The sequence below is a fragment of the Bacillus sp. V33-4 genome, from assembly GCF_002860225.1.
GTDB classification, from domain to species: domain Bacteria; phylum Bacillota; class Bacilli; order Bacillales; family Cytobacillaceae; genus Bacillus_BJ; species Bacillus_BJ canaveralius.
Window position 1 is genome coordinate 49,454 of record NZ_PGVC01000034.1, and the last position, 16,647, is coordinate 66,100.

Below are 16,647 nucleotides of genomic sequence, written 5' to 3' on the forward strand. Positions count from 1 at the left end.
AGTATATGACATTTATATTAATTTGCTCATTTCATCCATTAGTCTGAGCTGCATGCTAAACATTATAACATCTTTCTTATATCTGGTGAAATCCAGATCTAAAACTCTTTTCTATAAATCTGTTTCCGTAAGCCTTCGTAAAGAAAAAGTATCGCATGATTTTTTAAATATGTTCTCCACGAAAGAGATTCATCCTCGCGTTTTTGATCGATAAAACTGTTTTCCAATTTGTTAAAAACCTCAGGCCCACTCACTGCAAATAAAGGACTGATCGCGATATCTCGTTTCAGCGCCGGTATTTTCCTCAAAAATACGTATTGCAAATTTTGAGATTGCAAAAGAGGAAGTTTGGAAAATACAGGGAATGCCATCTCTGACGCAAAGCCTTGTACTGTAATCTCCTCATTCCCTTCGTCAACCGATATAACAGTAAACGGCTCCAGCATTGAGCTTAAAAATAACGCCCCCTGGATCATCTCAGGTTCTGTTAAATTTGCAGCCTGATTTTTCAAAAACAGGCTCAGCATCGTAAAGCCTTGAATTGTCTGGTAATCAAATAGAAACCACTGCTCAAACAACTCTTCTTCAACGGCAGTCAATATGTGCCCATTTCGAAGGCCGAGCTTCTTGCGGAAAATATGCTTAGCACGAACTTTTTCCCGGATATTCGTGTTTCTTTCGGTATAATCTGCGGCAAGCCGGAGCAGATGCTGAACGCTTTTCTCTGCTTGTGCTTGCTTTTGGCTTCGATAGTTATCTAAATTTAAAGTTGAGCGGTCCATAGTCATAAGGATGCTCCCTGCCTTTTCCCGGCAGATAAGCGTGCCGGTCTTCTAAAGTTTCATTAATAAAATTTAAAAATGCTCCTGCTCGAAATTGAATCCGGAACATTGATGATTTCCAGATCGAATTTCTGATTGTTACTCTACTTTTTCAAGACGCGAATTCGGCCGCAATTTCCGGCCTGCCTTTGCCTGGTGCTCCCCATTTAACGTCACATTATCACCTGTAAAGCCAATGTTAATCTTCAAAAGGCTGCCACCCACGCCGTATAAATCGACAGGAACTCCATTTTTTTCAAATTCAACAATTCTTGTTTCATTAAAACCGCCGCTGACAACAATTTTGACATGATGATAGCCTTCATCATCCAGAGCCTTCCGCAAACCAAAAATCAGCTCGGCGTTAACGCCGCGCGGATCAAAAGTTCCTAAAAGGTGCTGGTTACGCAAAAAGTATTGGTCGATAAGGGTTCTCGAAGTATCCACCCTTACCCCCTTCAAATCGTCGCCAAAAGCGCGGGCAACCTTTAATGAATCGGTAACCGCATCATTATTATAATCAACAAGAGCAATTAAATCATCATCGGGGAATGTTTCCTGATAAGCCTTTGTCGCTGCCACAATATCCCCGTTAAATAGCTGGATCAGCGCATGCGGCATCGTACCCATCCCTTGTTTTCCCCACCATTCATTCATGGCATGGGTCGCCTGGGCCGTGGCACCACCGATATAGGCAGCATACCCGTCGCCAGCCTGGGTTGTAAAATGGTCATCTCGGTCTCCCATAAAAATGACCGGTTTCTGTTTACCGGAGATGCCCGCCGCCTTGACAACATTATAAACATTCGTCGCTACCGACGTCCGGCGCGCCAATATCCCATCAATGAGTCCTTCCAGGTATCCGAAATTCTGGTATAAGCCTGTAATTGTTAAAACGGTCTCGAATGGACTGATCTTGTCTCCATCCTTTAACGAATAGATTTCAAGCTCCTCCGGACGGTCCGCAAATGTTTTAACGAGCGCAATCACTTCATCTGTTCCGCACAGCACCGCATGTTCTTTCTGGAAGAATTGCATAGTGACGATGTTATCTTTTAGATACTTTTGGACAATTTCCCGCGTTTTTAGAAAATAAACGGCAGAAAACCACCCATCCTTCACTCGTTCGTCGAATTTAAAGGTGCGGTTCGTTAAGCGCTGGATTTCACCTTTTAACTTCAATTCTATTTCTTTCATTTCAAAGCTCCTCTAAACAAGTCAATATTGCGGGCAACCCGTTAAGTAAATTAAAGATAACCCTATTCTTCGATACATGCTAATACAGAATAACATTAATTAATCGATTGGACTAGTGTCTTGCAATGCCGCAAGCTCTGTTTCCGTAATCAGGACATCGCGCGGTTTGCTGCCTCGCGTTTCAGATATGTAACCATGCTGTTCCATCATATCAATTAACCTGGCGGCGCGATTATAGCCGATTTTGAAACGGCGCTGCAGGCTTGAAGTCGAAGCAGCCCCATGGCTGACAACAAATTCGCAAGCTTCATAAAAGAGTTCATCTTCCTCTTCGCTCGCCTCGGCTTTTTTCAGCAGTTCTCCCTGTTCAAACAAATAAACAGGCTCCCGCTGGGCGCGCACATGGGAAACAACATCGTCAATTTCAAGATCGGAGACATAGGTTCCCTGCAAACGGACAGGCTTGGATGAGCCATTTTCAAGAAACAGCATATCACCACGGCCAAGCAGCTTTTCAGCGCCGCTTATATCAATAATCGTTCTTGAATCGATTTGCGAAGACACAGAAAAAGCAATCCTTGTTGGCACATTCGCTTTAATCAAACCGGTAATGACATCCACTGACGGTCTTTGTGTCGCAATGATCAAATGAATTCCGCACGCCCGCGCTTTTTGGGCAATCCTGCAAATTGCCTCCTCGACATCTGCCGGCGACATCATCATCAAATCGGCGAGCTCATCGATAATAATCACGATGAACGGCAGCTTATCGGAATAACGCTTGTGCTGGTCGGCCATTTCATTAAAACGGTTAATATCACGGACACCTGTATGGGCAAACAGCTCATAGCGCCGTTCCATTTCCTCCACTGCCCATTTCAGGGCAGCAGTAGCTGCTTTTACATCTGTAATAACTGGACAAACGAGGTGAGGAATATGATTATATGGCGCAAGCTCGACCATTTTCGGATCAATAAGCAGTAATTTTACCTGGTCAGGATCTGCTTTGTACAGCAAGCTGACAAGAATCGTATTGATGCAGACACTTTTTCCGGAACCGGTCGCACCGGCAATCAGGCCATGCGGCATTTTCTTCAAGTCGGTGATAATCGGTAACCCGGATATATCAAGACCGAGAACAGCCGTCAGCGGCGAAACGCTCTCTGTGAACTCACGGCTTTTGATGATTTCACTAATCAAGACCGGACGGCTCTTCTCGTTTGGCACTTCAATTCCGATCGTATGCTTGCCCGGAATCGGTGCTTCAATCCGGATATCTTTGGCAGCGAGGCTTAATTTAATATCATCAGAAAGATTGGTAATTTTATTTACTTTTACTCCGGGATCAGGCTGGACCTCAAAGCGGGTTACGGACGGCCCTTGCACAACATTGACCACCCTTGCACCGACATTAAAATTCTCCAGCGTTTCGTTCAACAGCTGTTCCTGCGCGTACAGCCATTCATCATTCGCTTCATAAACAACAGGCGGCTCAAGTAAATCAAAATCCGGATGCGTGTAGCCTTGAGCGGTTTCCGGTTCTGGTTCAGCTTCTTTAGCCGCGGGATATCGGTTCATTTCGGTGGCGGACTTGTCATAAGAAGCCGCACTTCGACCTGTCTCGCTGCCGGACCGCTTATTGGCTAAAGGAAATTGGTTTTCCTCCAGCTTCTGCTTATCCTGCTTCAGCATAAGGACGTTAAACGGCAAATGCGGCCTTTCTTTCTGTGATTGTGGAGCCTGTGGTTCGGATTGTTGCTCCCCATCTTTCAGGCTCAGGTCATCGACGGTTTTGTCCGCTACCGGAGCAGCTTCGAATCTTTGAATATCAGGAACCTCATTTTCGAAAATTGAATTGCTGCGAGACTCGCTATCTCCCTCAGAGATTAACGTTTCGCTTTCGGAAACAGGTTCGCTTTCTACTTGAAAAATTCGGGATGGAGCTGCTGCCTGTTCGAAAAATGCATCGCGCTGAGTCCTGGATCCGTCCTGAATCGTTAAAGAATCACTTTCAAAAATAGGATTACGATCAGTCTCGATTTTCCCTTGAAGAATTGCCGACCCGCTGTTAGGCGTTTCACGAGCAGCAACATCAGAATCTGCTTTGATATTCTCTCGGTATTTGATTTCAGTTAATTGGCTGTTGTTCGGCTCAAAGCTGCTTATTTCGTGGATGATGGCTTCATCCTTACTTTGTTTGCCAAAGCCAAATACGGGTGGAATTTCAACCGGTCTAAAAGGCTGGCTTGCTTGACTTGACACGGTTGGCATTCGGTTTTTATGTAAAGTTGACTGTTGTTCCCTTTTTTGCTGAATGGTGACGGGACGATTTTTTTTATGCATGCGTTCAGTTCTACTCTGACTCGGCGGCTGTGACTCCTTTTCATCCGGAATGACGGGAAACCGAAACTGCCCTTTAGGATAATGATACGCAACCCTCGTCTCGATATCTTTGCCGCGTCTTTTTTTTATTTCCGGATTAGGCATCCCGGCAAATTCATCTCTATTTGAAAGATATTCGCTCTCTTCGTCTTTAAACATGTGAAGCAACTTTTTAATCCAACTCAAAATCTATCACTCTTTCTTCTTTCTCATATATCATATCTATTTTATCAGTAATTCCTAAAATATCGACATAAAATGAAGGAATGAGCTGATTAATTGAGCTTTTGGAGAATAATACTAGATTGTTATGACTTTTGTAGGATATCCCCCTCGCAGGACAACGGATTGTAAAATAAGTAGATAGATTCGATTTTTCGAATTTAGCGAAAGTGCTCATTGCATTAAAAAAGCATGGCATCGTGCCACGCTTTTTTGATGTGTATATTACTTACTCCCGTTTCCGGTTTTTTCCCAAAATAAAAATCGGCTCAAACTCGCCGTCCTCGTATAAAAAAGACAGGGCCGTAACCGGCACCCGACCGCTTGCAAAGAAGCTCATCGTCATTTGCGCGAGCACATCGTAGCCTGTGTTATTCTGAATATCTCCGATAATTAACACATCCTGATGCGGAACAGCAACCGTCATCGTTCCGGTGACTTTGCCCTCCATCTCTTTTAAAAACGATTCGTTCAAAATTCTTGACGCGTCATATCCATCATTGGAATTCAAAAAATAGAAGGTGTTGCCTGCCACAGTATCGGTTTTCATCTTGATCGGCAGTGCCCTCGCATTGAACAAAGCAATCTCCCTGACCCGGTTCGCATCCCAGTGTTCCTTTTTTAGAAGCTGTTCGTCAATTAGCCTGTACGTATTGCCCATATCAAAAGCATAATAAACTCTTGTTTCGGCAGTATGTTCATCGTACACAAGCGGAATCCCTTCCTCTGCCTCTGTCGGGAAGGAGGCAGAGCGGATAACCGGATATATGTTCTTTTCTTTCCCGGATAGCTGAACAGATTCTACCATTGCCTGAAGCCCTTCTTCGACATAATAGACGACCTCATCAATCGCTTTATCCTTTTCAATCTGCCATTTAGCGATAATACCCGGCAATGAAATGGTAATTCCTTTCCCGGTGCTTTTGTTCTCAATCCGCAGCGTATCTTTTTCGCTATCAAAAGTAAATGAACGACCCGGATCGCCTAGCCTCTTTTCAAGTTCTTTTCTCAATTTATTGCTATCCAATTTGTATCCTCCTCTAAGGAGCCATGATTATTAATAATTTCTTTTACTTGTTCCAACCGATTAGGAAAACCCCTCCGCCTGCTTGAAGACGGAGGGGCCGTGCATTTGATTATGATAAACCGGCAATGAATGTTTCAATTTCTTCCTGTGTTTTTCTGTCCTTGCTGACGAAGCGGCCCATCTCGCGCCCATTGTCAAATGCGACGAAACTTGGTATCCCAAATATTTCTAGTTCCCCGCAAAGATCTATGAATTCATCCCGATCCACATGAACAAATGTGAAATCGCTGAATTTTGCCTCGACCTCCGGCAAGATCGGCTCAATAACACGGCAATCCGGGCACCAATCAGCTGAAAACATAAAAATATGCTTTCCGCTATCGCGAAGCGCCTGGAATTGCTCAATTGATTCTAGTTTTTTCATTTTCTTTCTCCTCCAATTTGGATTAGCATATCACCTGGTTTGATCCAGTTTTTTTTCCTCATATATTCAGATAATACCAAGCTGACCAATGCAGGTCCAATGATATGCAACAAGGCAACCTTGAGCCAAACTTCACCGCTGAATCCCATTGTCGTGAACGTCATGATTTGGCCAACGAGGCCACTCGTACCCATTCCGGCACCAGCTGCGTTGTTTTCCATCAAAAAAACGGTCGTTCCAAGCGGAGCAAGCAGGGCGCCTGCAATCGTCGGCGGGATTAAAATTAATGGGTTCCTGACTATATTCGGAATTTGCAGCTTTGAGGTTCCGATTCCAATCGCCAACAACCCGCCAATTTTATTTTCCCGGAAGCCGCTGACGGCAAAACCGATCATCTGTGCAGCACAGCCAATCGTGGCTGCCCCGGCGGCAATCCCATGAAGATCAAGCATTAAAGCGAGCGCTGCGCTTGAAATCGGACCGGATAATGCCAATCCGACCAGTACAGCGACAACAATTCCCATCACAATCGGCTTCTGTTCTGTCCCCCACATAATTAAATCGCCAAGTCGGATCATGATAAAGGCAATTCCTGGCCCAATGAAAGCTGCGACAGAATAACCTGTAAAAACAGTTACAAAAGGGGTAACGATAATATCGATTTTTGTTTCCTTACTAACAAGTTTGCCAATTTCTGTAGAGATGATCGCAGCGATGATACTGCCTGCAGGCCCGCCCAATGCTGCTCCCGCTGCTCCGCTAACTATTGCGGAAAACAAAACAAGCGGCGGCGCCTTGAGACCATAAGCAACTGCTGCCCCGATTGCCGGTCCCATCAGTTCCATTGCAGTTGTTCCTATTTGGACGAGATAAGCGATCCCGGCTTGTTCACCAATCGTTTTAATAATAAGTCCAATAATTAAAGATGCAAATAGACCTAAAGTCATGCTGCTCAATGCGTCAATAAAATATACCTTTGGTGAAAGACTTACTCCCTTTCTCTTTAGAAAATCTTTCATCTTGATCCCCCCAAACACAATTTTACATATGTAAAGACACCTGTTGTTTTTTATTCTAAGGCTTGGATGCAGGAAAAGGAAACATATTTTTCAGCAAAGATATTAATTTAACTATTCTGACTATTAGGTGCATGAGGAAAACATAGTTACAAAGCATATTCGACGATTGACGGCTTCACCTTTGGCATAACATTCAATCAAAAGGACACAGCAGTTAGCAAAAAAGTGAAAAAAATCAATGAAGCCCCCCAGCGTCAGCAGATATCGCGACACAGGAGGGATCATCTTTCGTCAGCAGTTTTCAGAGTGATTAGTCGTCAAAAAGTCCGCGCACTGTATTATTAAAATCTTCAAAAAGGCCTGCATCATTCCCGCCACCCTCAATATCATCCGCATAGCCTGTCAATGTGTCATAAAAATCGGGATTCGTTGAGAGATACACTCGGTGAACATTCCTGTCGGCTGCCCGTACCTGATCGGCTATTTTTTGATCTAATGGTGAATCCACCGGACCATAGTTGTCCTGCTGAATATTCACATTATTGCTGGCTTCATTGCCGGTACCCTGGCCATCGCCTTGGCCAATTCCTTGGTTGTTGCCTTGGTCATTCCCATTATTGCCGGCATCACCATTGCCATCAATTGCACCGTTTTCTGCTAAATTATTAGCAGTTCCGCCTCTTGTGTCCTGAATAACGCCATCCTCAGTGCCATTTGCAGCGTTATTTCCGTTTTCACCACCATTGTTATTGCCAGCTTCACCATTGTTACCGCCGGCACCACCACCATTATTAGCATCATCAGCAAGCCGTACAGCGACATACGCATTATTATTCACAAGAAATACCTGTGCCTGATCTACTTCTTTCATGCGTTCAATATTCCGGGAGGCGCGGTCTGACACTCGCACCCTTTCGTTATTATCGTTGTTATTATTGTTGCCGTTGTTGTCATTATTGTTCCCGACTCTGATCGGCTCGGCGTCATTATTTGCGTTATCACCAGCATTATCACCGATGCCGCAGCCTGTCAAACCGAAGAGAAATAGCGCTGACACGAACAGGATCCATCCTTTTCTCATTGTGCTCACTCCTTAATATGATTTTGCATTCATAGCATGGCTAGTATCAGCAAAACTATTCGGATTTATAACACATATTGACTTTTGGACAATTTATAAATCGCGTCCTCTTAATTGACGGAATGTAAAAAGGAAGGGCTATTTGCTCCCTTCCTTTTCGTTAAATTGCACTGAGCGGATGATTTGTGCCATGATTTCAGCTTCTGATTTCAGGTTTCTTGTTTTCACTTCAGAAGTGATTTTGATCCCGCCATTTCCAATCGTCACTTCATTCTTGTTCTTTTCAAGGTTTTTAATCAGTAAAAACCCAAAGCGATCATCGTCAGCAAAAGTTTTCTTGACATCATACTTCTGCTGCCTGGCAGTTGCCTCGTAAACTACTTGACTATCACTGCCTTCATGCTGGTTATAGAAGAGGAGATACTTTTTTGCCCCATTTTTTAAAACGATATTATTTGCTGCTGCATCTTCTATTTCCATACCAAACGGCAAATGGTATTGGATATCTTCATTTTTTTTATTTGTTTTTTTTGCATCGCTGCGTAAAGCTTTTTCAACAGCAGCTTCTGCAGCTTTTTGCTCTTCCTTTACAGATGCGGAACATGCTCCGAGTAAAAAAACAGCAATCACTAAAAGCAAGGCTGCTTTATAGTGCTTTCTCATACTATTTTCCTCCCTGCAATAGTCACAAATTCTCCTTTCCTATCATACCGTTCTTTTTAATAGGCTGACAAGACATCTTTGTAATTTTCATAACCAGCTTGGTTACATTTTGGTTAAAATGGTAAACTGAAGGAAGATCACTAAAGGAGGTTAGCAGGATGGAGTTAATTGTATACTTGGCCGGTGAGATTCACAGCAGCTGGAGAAAAGACTTAAAGGAAGGCGCTGAAAGGCTGCAGCTCCCTGTTAAATTTGTAGGACCAATGGAGGATCATAGCCGCTCCGATTTGATCGGCGAGGAAATTCTCGGTGAAATGCCAAATAAATTTTCAGTGCCAGCCTCCTAAGGAAGCTGGCACTGTCCTGTCGTTATTCATCGTTTTGCCTGTATATGTACTGCCCGATTAACAGATGCATGATGTGTGAGAACATCGCGGCTCTGTCGACCAAACCGGATGTGAAAATGCCTACCGCACCTGCATTTTTACGGACATTTGTCTTTTTTGCATAATCATCCATCACCGGACCCAACTCTTCCCCGGCCCGCAGCCTTTGCGAAATTTCCTCCGGAAGCACGAATCTTGCCCCTCCCGCGATGATTGGCGGCTTTTCTTGCTGGACAAATGCTCCCCAATTGCATAATAACAAGCCGCTGCTTGATTCTTGCACGCCTCCTTCGAGCCCGATTCCAATATCACATTCGCCTGTTTCGAGTGCAAGAATTGCTCTGTTAACAGCCCCCTCAATCGTTTCATCATCACTGAAAGGCTGTTCCCTCACCCCGGAAGGCACATCTGTGCTAATGACTTTTGCCTGAAAATTTGCAAACGCCTGTTGAACGGCCGAGACCTTGGCCGGATTTTTTGATCCAATGATCACCTTCATGATACTGTTCACCCTTTTTGAGTATGGTAAAAGGAGGACTGACCAAGCTCCTCCCCCAAGATCAGCTATTTTGTTTCATAGTTGCAACTTAACTGATGAAGGAAATGCGCGAGAACCGCTATAACCTAATGATCAGCTATTTTGTTTGATTGTCGCAACTGTCGAGCGGTCGCAAGCTTTCATAAGCTTTACCAGCAATTGCTTCGCCGCCGCATAATCATCGACATGGATGATTGAGGCATGGGTATGAATATAGCGGGAACAGATGCCAATCACTGCGCTTGGCACACCTTCATTGGAGATGTGGACACGGCCGGCATCGGTTCCGCCTGGTGATACAAAGTACTGGTATGGAATATCGTTCGTTTCAGCTGTATCAAGAACCAGCTCTCTCATACCGCGATGTGTGACCATCGACCGGTCGAAAATCCGCAATAACGCACCTTTGCCGAGCTGGCCGAACTCGTTTTTGTCGCCTGACATGTCGTTGGCCGGGCTTGCATCAAGGGCAAAAAACAGATCGGGTTTAATCATATTGGCGGCCGTCTGCGCCCCCCTTAGACCAACCTCTTCCTGAACCGTTGCCCCGGAATAAAGCGTATTTGGCAATTTTTCATCCTTAACCTCCTTTAATAGCTCGACCGCCAATCCGCAGCCATAGCGGTTATCCCATGCTTTTGCCAAAATCTTTTTATTATTCGCCATCGGCGTAAACAGACAGATCGGGACGATTTGCTGGCCCGGCTTAATTCCGATGTTGATAGCGTCGTCACGGTCATCTGCACCAATGTCAATCAGCATATTATTGATTTCCATTGGCTTATTCCGTTTCGCTTCGTCCAGCAAATGCGGGGGAATCGATCCGATAACGCCGATAACCGGGCCTCTGTCGGTAATGATTTGCACGAGCTGGGCCAATAACACCTGGCTCCACCATCCGCCTATCGTTTGGAAGCGGATCATGCCGTTATCGGTGATGGATGTCACCATAAAGCCTACTTCATCCATATGGCCTGCCACCATAATCGTTGGCCCGTTTTCCGGCCCTTTTTTCAAGCCGAAAATTCCGCCAAGCTTGTCCTGCACCACCTCATCGGCATATTGACTCAATTGCTCACGCATAAACTTGCGGACTTGATGCTCATTCCCCGCCGTTCCGGGCAGCTCCGTTAACGTTTTAAAAAGCTGTAATGTTTGCTCGTTCATTAACTTACTCCTTCTATCACCATTTTTAGTATGTATATTTTTTATTTTACAGAACTTTCGAACGGCTTACCACCATTGTCATTCGGCAAAATAAATTGTATGTTTATGATTTTTTCCCAGAAAAATATTTGATATGATGAAAAGAGCAATTGAAATCACTGGAGGTGCAATCATGAACTGGAAATCGTTTTTCCTTGGCGTCGGGGTAGGAATCGTGACCGGCTTCGCCGCAAAAGAACTGCTGGCTGAAAACAGCTGCGTTTCTTCCGAAAAAGTCCTTGCCCATGTAAAATCAGAATTCAAAAAAGAAGCCCCAATCAGCGGCTCATGGATCCATATGAAAACAGAACCTTACGAAAAAAACCAGCTGCACTACAACGTCTATCGAGGCGGCATTTCGAGGACCGTCAATGAGGAAGCTGAGCAATATGAGTTTGTAGCCGATGCAAAAACCGGAACAATCCTTGATATTTACCCGATTACTTAAAGAATTTGATTAGGAAAGAAATTCTGGATTATGGCAGCGCAGAACCGTTTACAGATGTTAAAAGCAACTCCTGAACCAAACATTCGGGAGTTGCACTCTTTTTTTCAGTCCAATTTTAATATGCTCCGTATTGTTGTCCAGGGTACTGATCTAATTGTGCTCTGTAATGATACGCTCGTGCCTTATGCTCGCTTTCTCTTTCTCCGTAAGTGAAATACGCCCTTGGGTCCTGGGCACAAGCCTCTTTCATCCTCTTAAATTCTTCACATAATCCCAAATGATACAAATACCTGCTGTAAGCATCCTGATGTGGCATAATGAGTCCTCCCTCATAAATGAACCGTTATTTGTTAAACAAGCATTTTACCCTGCAACTGCTGTTCACACGTTTAATTTATGTATAATTCAGAAATAGGTGTTAGGCATTTAATCACCTGCAAATGACATGGGCTTAAATCGTGGCAGCTATGCACGGGAACCAGTATTTTTGTTGCTAAAAAAAAGACAAACGATACTCCGTCAGAAGTATCGCACATGGTTCAGGGCTAGCTGCCTGTGTTTTATTGATTATCCGATAAATTACTTAAAATATACCTTATCGATATTGTATTTCGCCTGCTGAGTGTTAATAATATACGTTTCATATATTTCGCGCTCCATGGCGCTGTCCACGTAGCAAACGGCAATTTCGTATACTTCGTCCCGATGCTGTTTGATGGGTGAGACATTATCTTCAAAATGTTTCTTTATTCTTTGTCGGAGCTTCCTTGCCTTTCCAACGTATAGTAATTCGTCATTGATGTTAGAGAACATGAAAATTCCGCTTTTATCGCGTGGAATCCGCATATAATCAGTGAAGCCATACACGCTGCTGATTTCCGGCTCCCCTTGCTCACCCAATTGATTGCTTTTAGTGATAACTAAATCAGGAGTCGGTGCTTCTATTCTAATCATTACATTCACTTCCTATTTTCTATGGTGGTGTTCTTACCATTTTTTTATCCGAATCAGAACTTTTTCATTATCGCATAACAATGGCAAAAAATGCATCATCAGATTTTAATACGTCTAGGTATGTATTGCCTGGCACAGCTTTATACTAACATAAACCTTTTACTTTATCTGCCCCCTGCTCCTGTTACGGAGCAGGGTTATTTTTTATTACAAAATTAAAATAAAAACAGACTCAGGATTTCGAGTCTGTTTAGATGTATCCCTGGTTAGGCCTTATTTACGTTTGTCGCTTGCGGTCCACGCTGGCCATCTTCCACTTCAAAAGTCACTTCCTGGCCTTCGTCCAACGTTTTGTAGCCTTCGCCCTGAATAGCGGAGAAGTGAACAAATACATCCTCTCCATCTTCACGTTCGATGAATCCAAAACCTTTTTCACTGTTAAACCATTTTACTTTTCCGCGTTCCATTTTTTTCCTCCTACATGTAAAAATCAACAAAATTCCAATTTGATTTTGCGTAATTATTATAGCCAGAAAAAACCTTTTATAAACATATGTTGAAATTATTTATGCCTGAGAAGTAACTGGATGCTTGATATGTAGTGGAAATGGCTGACCGCCATTCGTTCTCACAAATAATCCATCATTAATCCTCTTTTTTTCTAACTCGTGTCTTTGGTCATCTGGCGTGTAATGAAAAACAATTGTATCGGTACTGTTCCCACTAATGGCCGATAAAATACCTTCAATATTCACTTGCCTTTTGCTGATAACATCAAAAATATCAATTCGGCTTTGTTGTTTTTTAAAGATGATCATGACTTCTTCCCGGTCGAAATAATAAATATCATGAGGAAACACGTTCATACAATGAAACATTAAAATTTCTCGGGAGTTGTCAGTGCCAAAACGTTGTGACACAGGCACTCTTTCACAAGCAAATTGATAGATAAAATCCAGATCTCCAGTGTTCGTTCCATCTAATTTACGAATATTTGCGCAATCAGAACTACTTGTTGACGTGAATTTCATAGAATATTGCAGTTCGTTCATTGCTTCGAACCCAAACTGCGGATAAAAATCCAGCACGGTCTGATTGGCAAACAGGTAAATAAAATCAACCTCGTCCTGATATTCTTCCAAAACTATATTCATCAAACTCGCGGAAAGACCTTGATTTCGATAGTCTGGATGCGTCATCACAGTTCCGATCTGTACCGCACTTCTTTTTTCACCATCGATAATCAAATCAAGCATATTTACTGACACATTGGCGGCCACCTGATTTCCTGCCAGATAGGAATAGGGAATATATCGATCAGTCCAAAATCCTTTCTCAAACCAGCCTTGAAAATTGATGGCAAAAACATTGTCAGCAAGCTGAAAAAAGCTTTCTCTGAGCTGCTGCTCATTTTTATAATCCTTAATAAATTGAAATGGTTTCATATTATTTCTCTCCTTACTCTAAAGTTCTGGACAGCTTCGTAAATTCCTCTTTTCCCAGCTAATTAAGTTGAAAAACAGGCAGAATAGACATACTTTTCACCTGAAAAGGAATTATACATAAAGGGAGACAGAGCATGGCTAATCCATCATCAACGAGGCAGGGGACAAGCATGGAGAACATTGTTGACGGAATGGAACAAGAAGAGAGAAAACGAATCCAGGAAGAAATTGATCGAATGGCCTTTACGAAAAATTTCCGATCCGCCACAGCTGAAGAATGGTATATCTTTTTGAAGAATTACGAGGATCCCCAGACTGGCGGAGCGGCCGGAAAAGCTATCATTCACTACAACCTTTATGGAAATAAGGATATTTTCATCCATACAACCGTTATTTTTGATGACCCAAAGCTGTATGAGCAGGAAGCCTATCATCTCGTCTACGCCCTTGCAGACGAATTAGTGAACCGTCTTGTCGGTTATGCTGATACTCTATTGTCGGTCCATGCCGGCCCTAATTCTTATCAGGCCGAGTATAAACAATAAAAATGCACAATGAAGCAGATCTCCAAATCACGATTAAAATCATTCAGGAGGCTATTTTCCATGCAAAAAACGCTAACAGACAATATTGAAGAACATGCTATTCCCTTAACACACGAAAATGACCTGGACTTGCTCGTCGAAAAAATAGGAAACGCTAAAATCGTGCTTCTCGGCGAAGCTTCCCATGGAACATCAGAGTTTTATCAAATCAGAGCCGAAATTTCCAAAAAGCTTATTCAGGAGAAAGGCTTTACAATCATTGCCGTCGAAGGAGACTGGCCTTCGTGCATGGAAGTAACCCGCTATATTAAAGGGTATGATCAAAGGTACGAATCCGCTAAACACGCTTTACAATCGTTTAACCGCTGGCCAACCTGGATGTGGGCCAACGAGGAAATTGCCGATTTTGCAGAATGGCTGAAGGATCATAACTCTTCACTTCCCGACCGACAAAAAACTGGTTTTTACGGGCTGGATGTGTACAGTTTATGGGAGTCAATGGAGGAGGTTGTTGATTATCTTGAAGAAATTCAATCACCGGATTTAGAATTGGCGAAAAAAGCATTTACCTGTTTCGAACCTTTTAATCGAAACAATGAGAAATATGCGGTCGCATCGGCGATTTATTCAGAAGGCTGTGTAGAAGAAGTAACCAAGCTGCTGACGCAAATCCGCAGAAACAAAGAACAATATGAGGACGGGGAAGAAAGCGGCTTAAGCCTGAGAGTGAATGCGCTTGTTATGGCTAATGCTGAAAGATATTACAGCTCGATGGTTTTAAACGATGAACAATCGTGGAATATCCGCGATTTGCATATGGTAGAGGCCCTCAAAGAGATTCTCGACTTTTTCGGTTCCGATTCAAAAGTAATTATTTGGGAACACAACACCCATGTCGGCGATGCAAGGGCGACGAACATGATCGACAACGGGACGATCAATGTCGGGCAAGTTATCAGGGAACGAAACAACCCGGACGATGTCTATATTGTCGGTTTCGGAACACATAGCGGAACCGTGATAGCGGCGGACGAGTGGGGCGTGAACATGGAAGTTAAAGACGTTCCCCCTGCGATGCCGGGAAGCTGGGAGGATATGATGCACAGAACCGGCCCATATAATAAAATGCTATTTTTTAATGACGAAAACCGGCCGCTGTTCAGTGAGATAATCGGACACCGCGCAATCGGTGTTGTTTATAATCCGGCCTACGAAAGGTACGGCAATTATGTGCCTTCCGTCATGGCCGAGCGTTACGATGCGTTTATACATGTTGACAGATCAAATGCCCTAAGGCCGTTAATCCTGCAACAAGTCCGAGTTTAACAAGCACTGCCGGGTCAGATTCCGGCAGTGCTTTTTCTTTGAGTGCACACGCTGTAAAATCTCTCACCTTGCCCGTTTTAGCGCCTCGGTAATTTTGCCGTTTTCATTCCATTTAACAGCACGGTAAAAGGGATCATGATAAAAAGAAAACCAGGCATTTTTCGATTTTCCAAATTCGATCCACTCCTGTTTCCCACGGATTGAGTCCATTGGATAATCATCATAGGCGAGAACCCATAATGGATTTTGGTGGGCATGGGTAGGCATGAGATCAGCCATATGGACGATAAATTCAGGACCTGAATTAATAATGACAATACTGTGCCCCTCACTGTGTCCACCTGTATGGACCATTTTGATGGAAGGTGTTGACCATTCTTTTTCAAACGTTTCGACCTGGTCCTGAACCGCCAGCCAATTCTCCTGCCAGTATGTATTCCGGGAGCGGATATTCGGCTGTCGCATTTCGTTCCATTCCGTCTCGGAAGTGATGATTTTTGCATTTGGAAACACGGAAACATGCCCGTCGTTCTCCGGCTTCGTTAGCCCGCACGCATGGTCAAAATGCATGTGCGTCATCAGGACAATGTCAATATCCTCCGGTGTTAAACCTTTGTCGATTAACGACCGTTCCAGCTTTGATTCCTCGGTTACTCCATAATTCCTTTTCTGCTTTTCGGACAGCTTCCCCGCGCCAAGCCCTGACTCAATTAAAATGTTCTTCCCATCTGCTTCGACCAAAATCGGGTCGGTGCGCAATTCGATTTGATTGTTTTCGTTACACGGATAATATTTGGACCAGAGTGGTTTTGGCACGACGCCAAACATCGCTCCTCCATCAAGATGGGTAACCCCGCCATTCATCCATGTCAGCTGCAAGCCGTTAAGCTGTAAACTTTCCATATCCATCACCCTTGCCTCGTGTTTTCTTTAGTGTACCATTGCAAATAAATGATGAAAAAT

General features: G+C 43.6%; 18 protein-coding genes and 1 pseudogene. 4 read left to right on the forward strand and 15 right to left on the reverse strand.

The annotated features are described in order from the left end of the window. Positions 1-98: 98 nt before the first annotated feature. The 8 genes from CVD23_RS13105 to CVD23_RS13145 form a co-directional block, all read right to left on the reverse strand. Positions 99-788: a hypothetical protein gene (locus CVD23_RS13105; RefSeq protein WP_101666267.1), complete on the reverse strand. Its 690-nt coding sequence runs from the start codon at positions 786-788 to the stop codon at positions 99-101. 132 nt (positions 789-920) lie between these two features. Then, positions 921-2,018: a nicotinate phosphoribosyltransferase gene (locus tag CVD23_RS13110; protein ID WP_101578997.1), complete on the reverse strand. Its 1,098-nt coding sequence runs from the start codon at positions 2,016-2,018 to the stop codon at positions 921-923. A 99-nt stretch (positions 2,019-2,117) separates the two neighbouring features. Further along, positions 2,118-4,586, reverse strand: coding sequence for a DNA translocase FtsK (locus CVD23_RS13115; protein WP_257988417.1), 2,469 nt, complete (start codon positions 4,584-4,586; stop codon positions 2,118-2,120). A 265-nt stretch (positions 4,587-4,851) separates the two neighbouring features. Further along, a complete protein-coding gene (locus CVD23_RS13125; protein ID WP_101666268.1) occupies positions 4,852-5,649 on the reverse strand; it encodes a DUF1444 domain-containing protein in 798 nt (265 codons plus the stop codon). Positions 5,650-5,758: 109 nt separating this feature from the next. Further along, positions 5,759-6,073, reverse strand: a complete 315-nt coding sequence (locus tag CVD23_RS13130) for a thioredoxin family protein (protein WP_101579000.1) — start codon at positions 6,071-6,073, stop codon at positions 5,759-5,761. Next, positions 6,070-7,092 carry a PTS transporter subunit IIC gene (locus CVD23_RS13135; protein WP_101579001.1) on the reverse strand — a complete coding sequence of 341 codons (1,023 nt, stop codon included), beginning with the start codon at positions 7,090-7,092 and terminating at the stop codon, positions 6,070-6,072. Before CVD23_RS13135 ends, CVD23_RS13130 begins: the two co-directional genes overlap by 4 nt. Positions 7,093-7,402: 310 nt before the next feature. Continuing rightward, positions 7,403-8,173, reverse strand: coding sequence for a YhcN/YlaJ family sporulation lipoprotein (locus tag CVD23_RS13140; RefSeq protein WP_101579002.1), 771 nt, complete (start codon positions 8,171-8,173; stop codon positions 7,403-7,405). 138 nt (positions 8,174-8,311) lie between these two features. Then, positions 8,312-8,836 carry a hypothetical protein gene (locus CVD23_RS13145; RefSeq protein WP_101579003.1) on the reverse strand — a complete coding sequence of 175 codons (525 nt, stop codon included), beginning with the start codon at positions 8,834-8,836 and terminating at the stop codon, positions 8,312-8,314. Positions 8,837-8,994: 158 nt separating this feature from the next. Here CVD23_RS13145 and CVD23_RS13150 point away from each other — a divergent pair. Then, a pseudogene (locus tag CVD23_RS13150) lies at positions 8,995-9,159 on the forward strand (YtoQ family protein); the annotation flags it as partial. Positions 9,160-9,205: 46 nt separating this feature from the next. Here CVD23_RS13150 and CVD23_RS13155 read toward each other — a convergent pair. Both CVD23_RS13155 and CVD23_RS13160 read right to left on the reverse strand, forming a co-directional pair. Continuing rightward, positions 9,206-9,721 carry a DUF84 family protein gene (locus CVD23_RS13155; RefSeq protein WP_101666269.1) on the reverse strand — a complete coding sequence of 172 codons (516 nt, stop codon included), beginning with the start codon at positions 9,719-9,721 and terminating at the stop codon, positions 9,206-9,208. 132 nt (positions 9,722-9,853) lie between these two features. Beyond that, positions 9,854-10,927 carry a M42 family metallopeptidase gene (locus CVD23_RS13160; protein ID WP_101579006.1) on the reverse strand — a complete coding sequence of 358 codons (1,074 nt, stop codon included), beginning with the start codon at positions 10,925-10,927 and terminating at the stop codon, positions 9,854-9,856. 172 nt (positions 10,928-11,099) lie between these two features. Here CVD23_RS13160 and CVD23_RS13165 point away from each other — a divergent pair, with 172 nt between their 5' ends. Next, on the forward strand, positions 11,100-11,414 hold the full coding sequence (locus CVD23_RS13165) for a PepSY domain-containing protein (RefSeq protein WP_101579007.1): 315 nt from the start codon (positions 11,100-11,102) through the stop codon (positions 11,412-11,414). Between the two features lie 115 nt (positions 11,415-11,529). Here the strand turns inward: CVD23_RS13165 and CVD23_RS13170 are convergent, their stop codons facing one another. From CVD23_RS13170 to CVD23_RS13185, 4 genes are all read right to left on the reverse strand, one after another. After that, on the reverse strand, positions 11,530-11,730 hold the full coding sequence (locus tag CVD23_RS13170; RefSeq protein ID WP_101579008.1) for a hypothetical protein: 201 nt from the start codon (positions 11,728-11,730) through the stop codon (positions 11,530-11,532). A gap of 263 nt (positions 11,731-11,993) precedes the next feature. Then, positions 11,994-12,368 (reverse strand): nucleotide excision repair endonuclease, encoded by a 375-nt coding sequence (locus CVD23_RS13175; protein WP_101579009.1) that lies wholly within the window; start codon positions 12,366-12,368, stop codon positions 11,994-11,996. Positions 12,369-12,634: 266 nt separating this feature from the next. Beyond that, positions 12,635-12,835, reverse strand: a complete 201-nt coding sequence (locus tag CVD23_RS13180) for a cold-shock protein (protein WP_101579010.1) — start codon at positions 12,833-12,835, stop codon at positions 12,635-12,637. A 99-nt stretch (positions 12,836-12,934) separates the two neighbouring features. Further along, entirely contained in the window at positions 12,935-13,813 is an 879-nt protein-coding gene (locus CVD23_RS13185; RefSeq protein WP_101579011.1) for a GNAT family N-acetyltransferase, read from the reverse strand. Positions 13,814-13,983: 170 nt separating this feature from the next. Here CVD23_RS13185 and CVD23_RS13190 point away from each other — a divergent pair, with 170 nt between their 5' ends. Then, positions 13,984-14,358, forward strand: a complete 375-nt coding sequence (locus CVD23_RS13190) for a hypothetical protein (protein WP_101579032.1) — start codon at positions 13,984-13,986, stop codon at positions 14,356-14,358. A 60-nt stretch (positions 14,359-14,418) separates the two neighbouring features. Then, positions 14,419-15,684: an erythromycin esterase family protein gene (locus CVD23_RS13195; RefSeq protein ID WP_101579012.1), complete on the forward strand. Its 1,266-nt coding sequence runs from the start codon at positions 14,419-14,421 to the stop codon at positions 15,682-15,684. A 63-nt stretch (positions 15,685-15,747) separates the two neighbouring features. Here the strand turns inward: CVD23_RS13195 and CVD23_RS13200 are convergent, their stop codons facing one another. Then, a complete protein-coding gene (locus tag CVD23_RS13200) occupies positions 15,748-16,587 on the reverse strand; it encodes a YtnP family quorum-quenching lactonase (RefSeq protein ID WP_101579033.1) in 840 nt (279 codons plus the stop codon). Positions 16,588-16,647 lie beyond the last annotated feature (60 nt).

Bases quoted from the DNA above. Each gene is read 5' to 3' on its own strand.
- CVD23_RS13175 (WP_101579009.1), bottom strand. From the start codon at position 12,368: ATGATTAGAATAGAAGCACCGACTCCTGATTTAGTTATCACTAAAAGC.
- CVD23_RS13105 (WP_101666267.1), bottom strand. From the start codon at position 788: ATGACTATGGACCGCTCAACTTTAAATTTAGATAACTATCGAAGCCAA.
- CVD23_RS13135 (WP_101579001.1), bottom strand. From the start codon at position 7,092: ATGAAAGATTTTCTAAAGAGAAAGGGAGTAAGTCTTTCACCAAAGGTA.
- CVD23_RS13140 (WP_101579002.1), bottom strand. From the start codon at position 8,173: ATGAGAAAAGGATGGATCCTGTTCGTGTCAGCGCTATTTCTCTTCGGT.
- CVD23_RS13200 (WP_101579033.1), bottom strand. From the start codon at position 16,587: ATGGAAAGTTTACAGCTTAACGGCTTGCAGCTGACATGGATGAATGGC.
- CVD23_RS13110 (WP_101578997.1), bottom strand. From the start codon at position 2,018: ATGAAAGAAATAGAATTGAAGTTAAAAGGTGAAATCCAGCGCTTAACG.
- CVD23_RS13195 (WP_101579012.1), top strand. From the start codon at position 14,419: ATGCAAAAAACGCTAACAGACAATATTGAAGAACATGCTATTCCCTTA.
- CVD23_RS13145 (WP_101579003.1), bottom strand. From the start codon at position 8,836: ATGAGAAAGCACTATAAAGCAGCCTTGCTTTTAGTGATTGCTGTTTTT.
- CVD23_RS13160 (WP_101579006.1), bottom strand. From the start codon at position 10,927: ATGAACGAGCAAACATTACAGCTTTTTAAAACGTTAACGGAGCTGCCC.
- CVD23_RS13185 (WP_101579011.1), bottom strand. From the start codon at position 13,813: ATGAAACCATTTCAATTTATTAAGGATTATAAAAATGAGCAGCAGCTC.
- CVD23_RS13155 (WP_101666269.1), bottom strand. From the start codon at position 9,721: ATGAAGGTGATCATTGGATCAAAAAATCCGGCCAAGGTCTCGGCCGTT.
- CVD23_RS13170 (WP_101579008.1), bottom strand. From the start codon at position 11,730: ATGCCACATCAGGATGCTTACAGCAGGTATTTGTATCATTTGGGATTA.
- CVD23_RS13190 (WP_101579032.1), top strand. From the start codon at position 13,984: ATGGAGAACATTGTTGACGGAATGGAACAAGAAGAGAGAAAACGAATC.
- CVD23_RS13165 (WP_101579007.1), top strand. From the start codon at position 11,100: ATGAACTGGAAATCGTTTTTCCTTGGCGTCGGGGTAGGAATCGTGACC.
- CVD23_RS13180 (WP_101579010.1), bottom strand. From the start codon at position 12,835: ATGGAACGCGGAAAAGTAAAATGGTTTAACAGTGAAAAAGGTTTTGGA.
- CVD23_RS13130 (WP_101579000.1), bottom strand. From the start codon at position 6,073: ATGAAAAAACTAGAATCAATTGAGCAATTCCAGGCGCTTCGCGATAGC.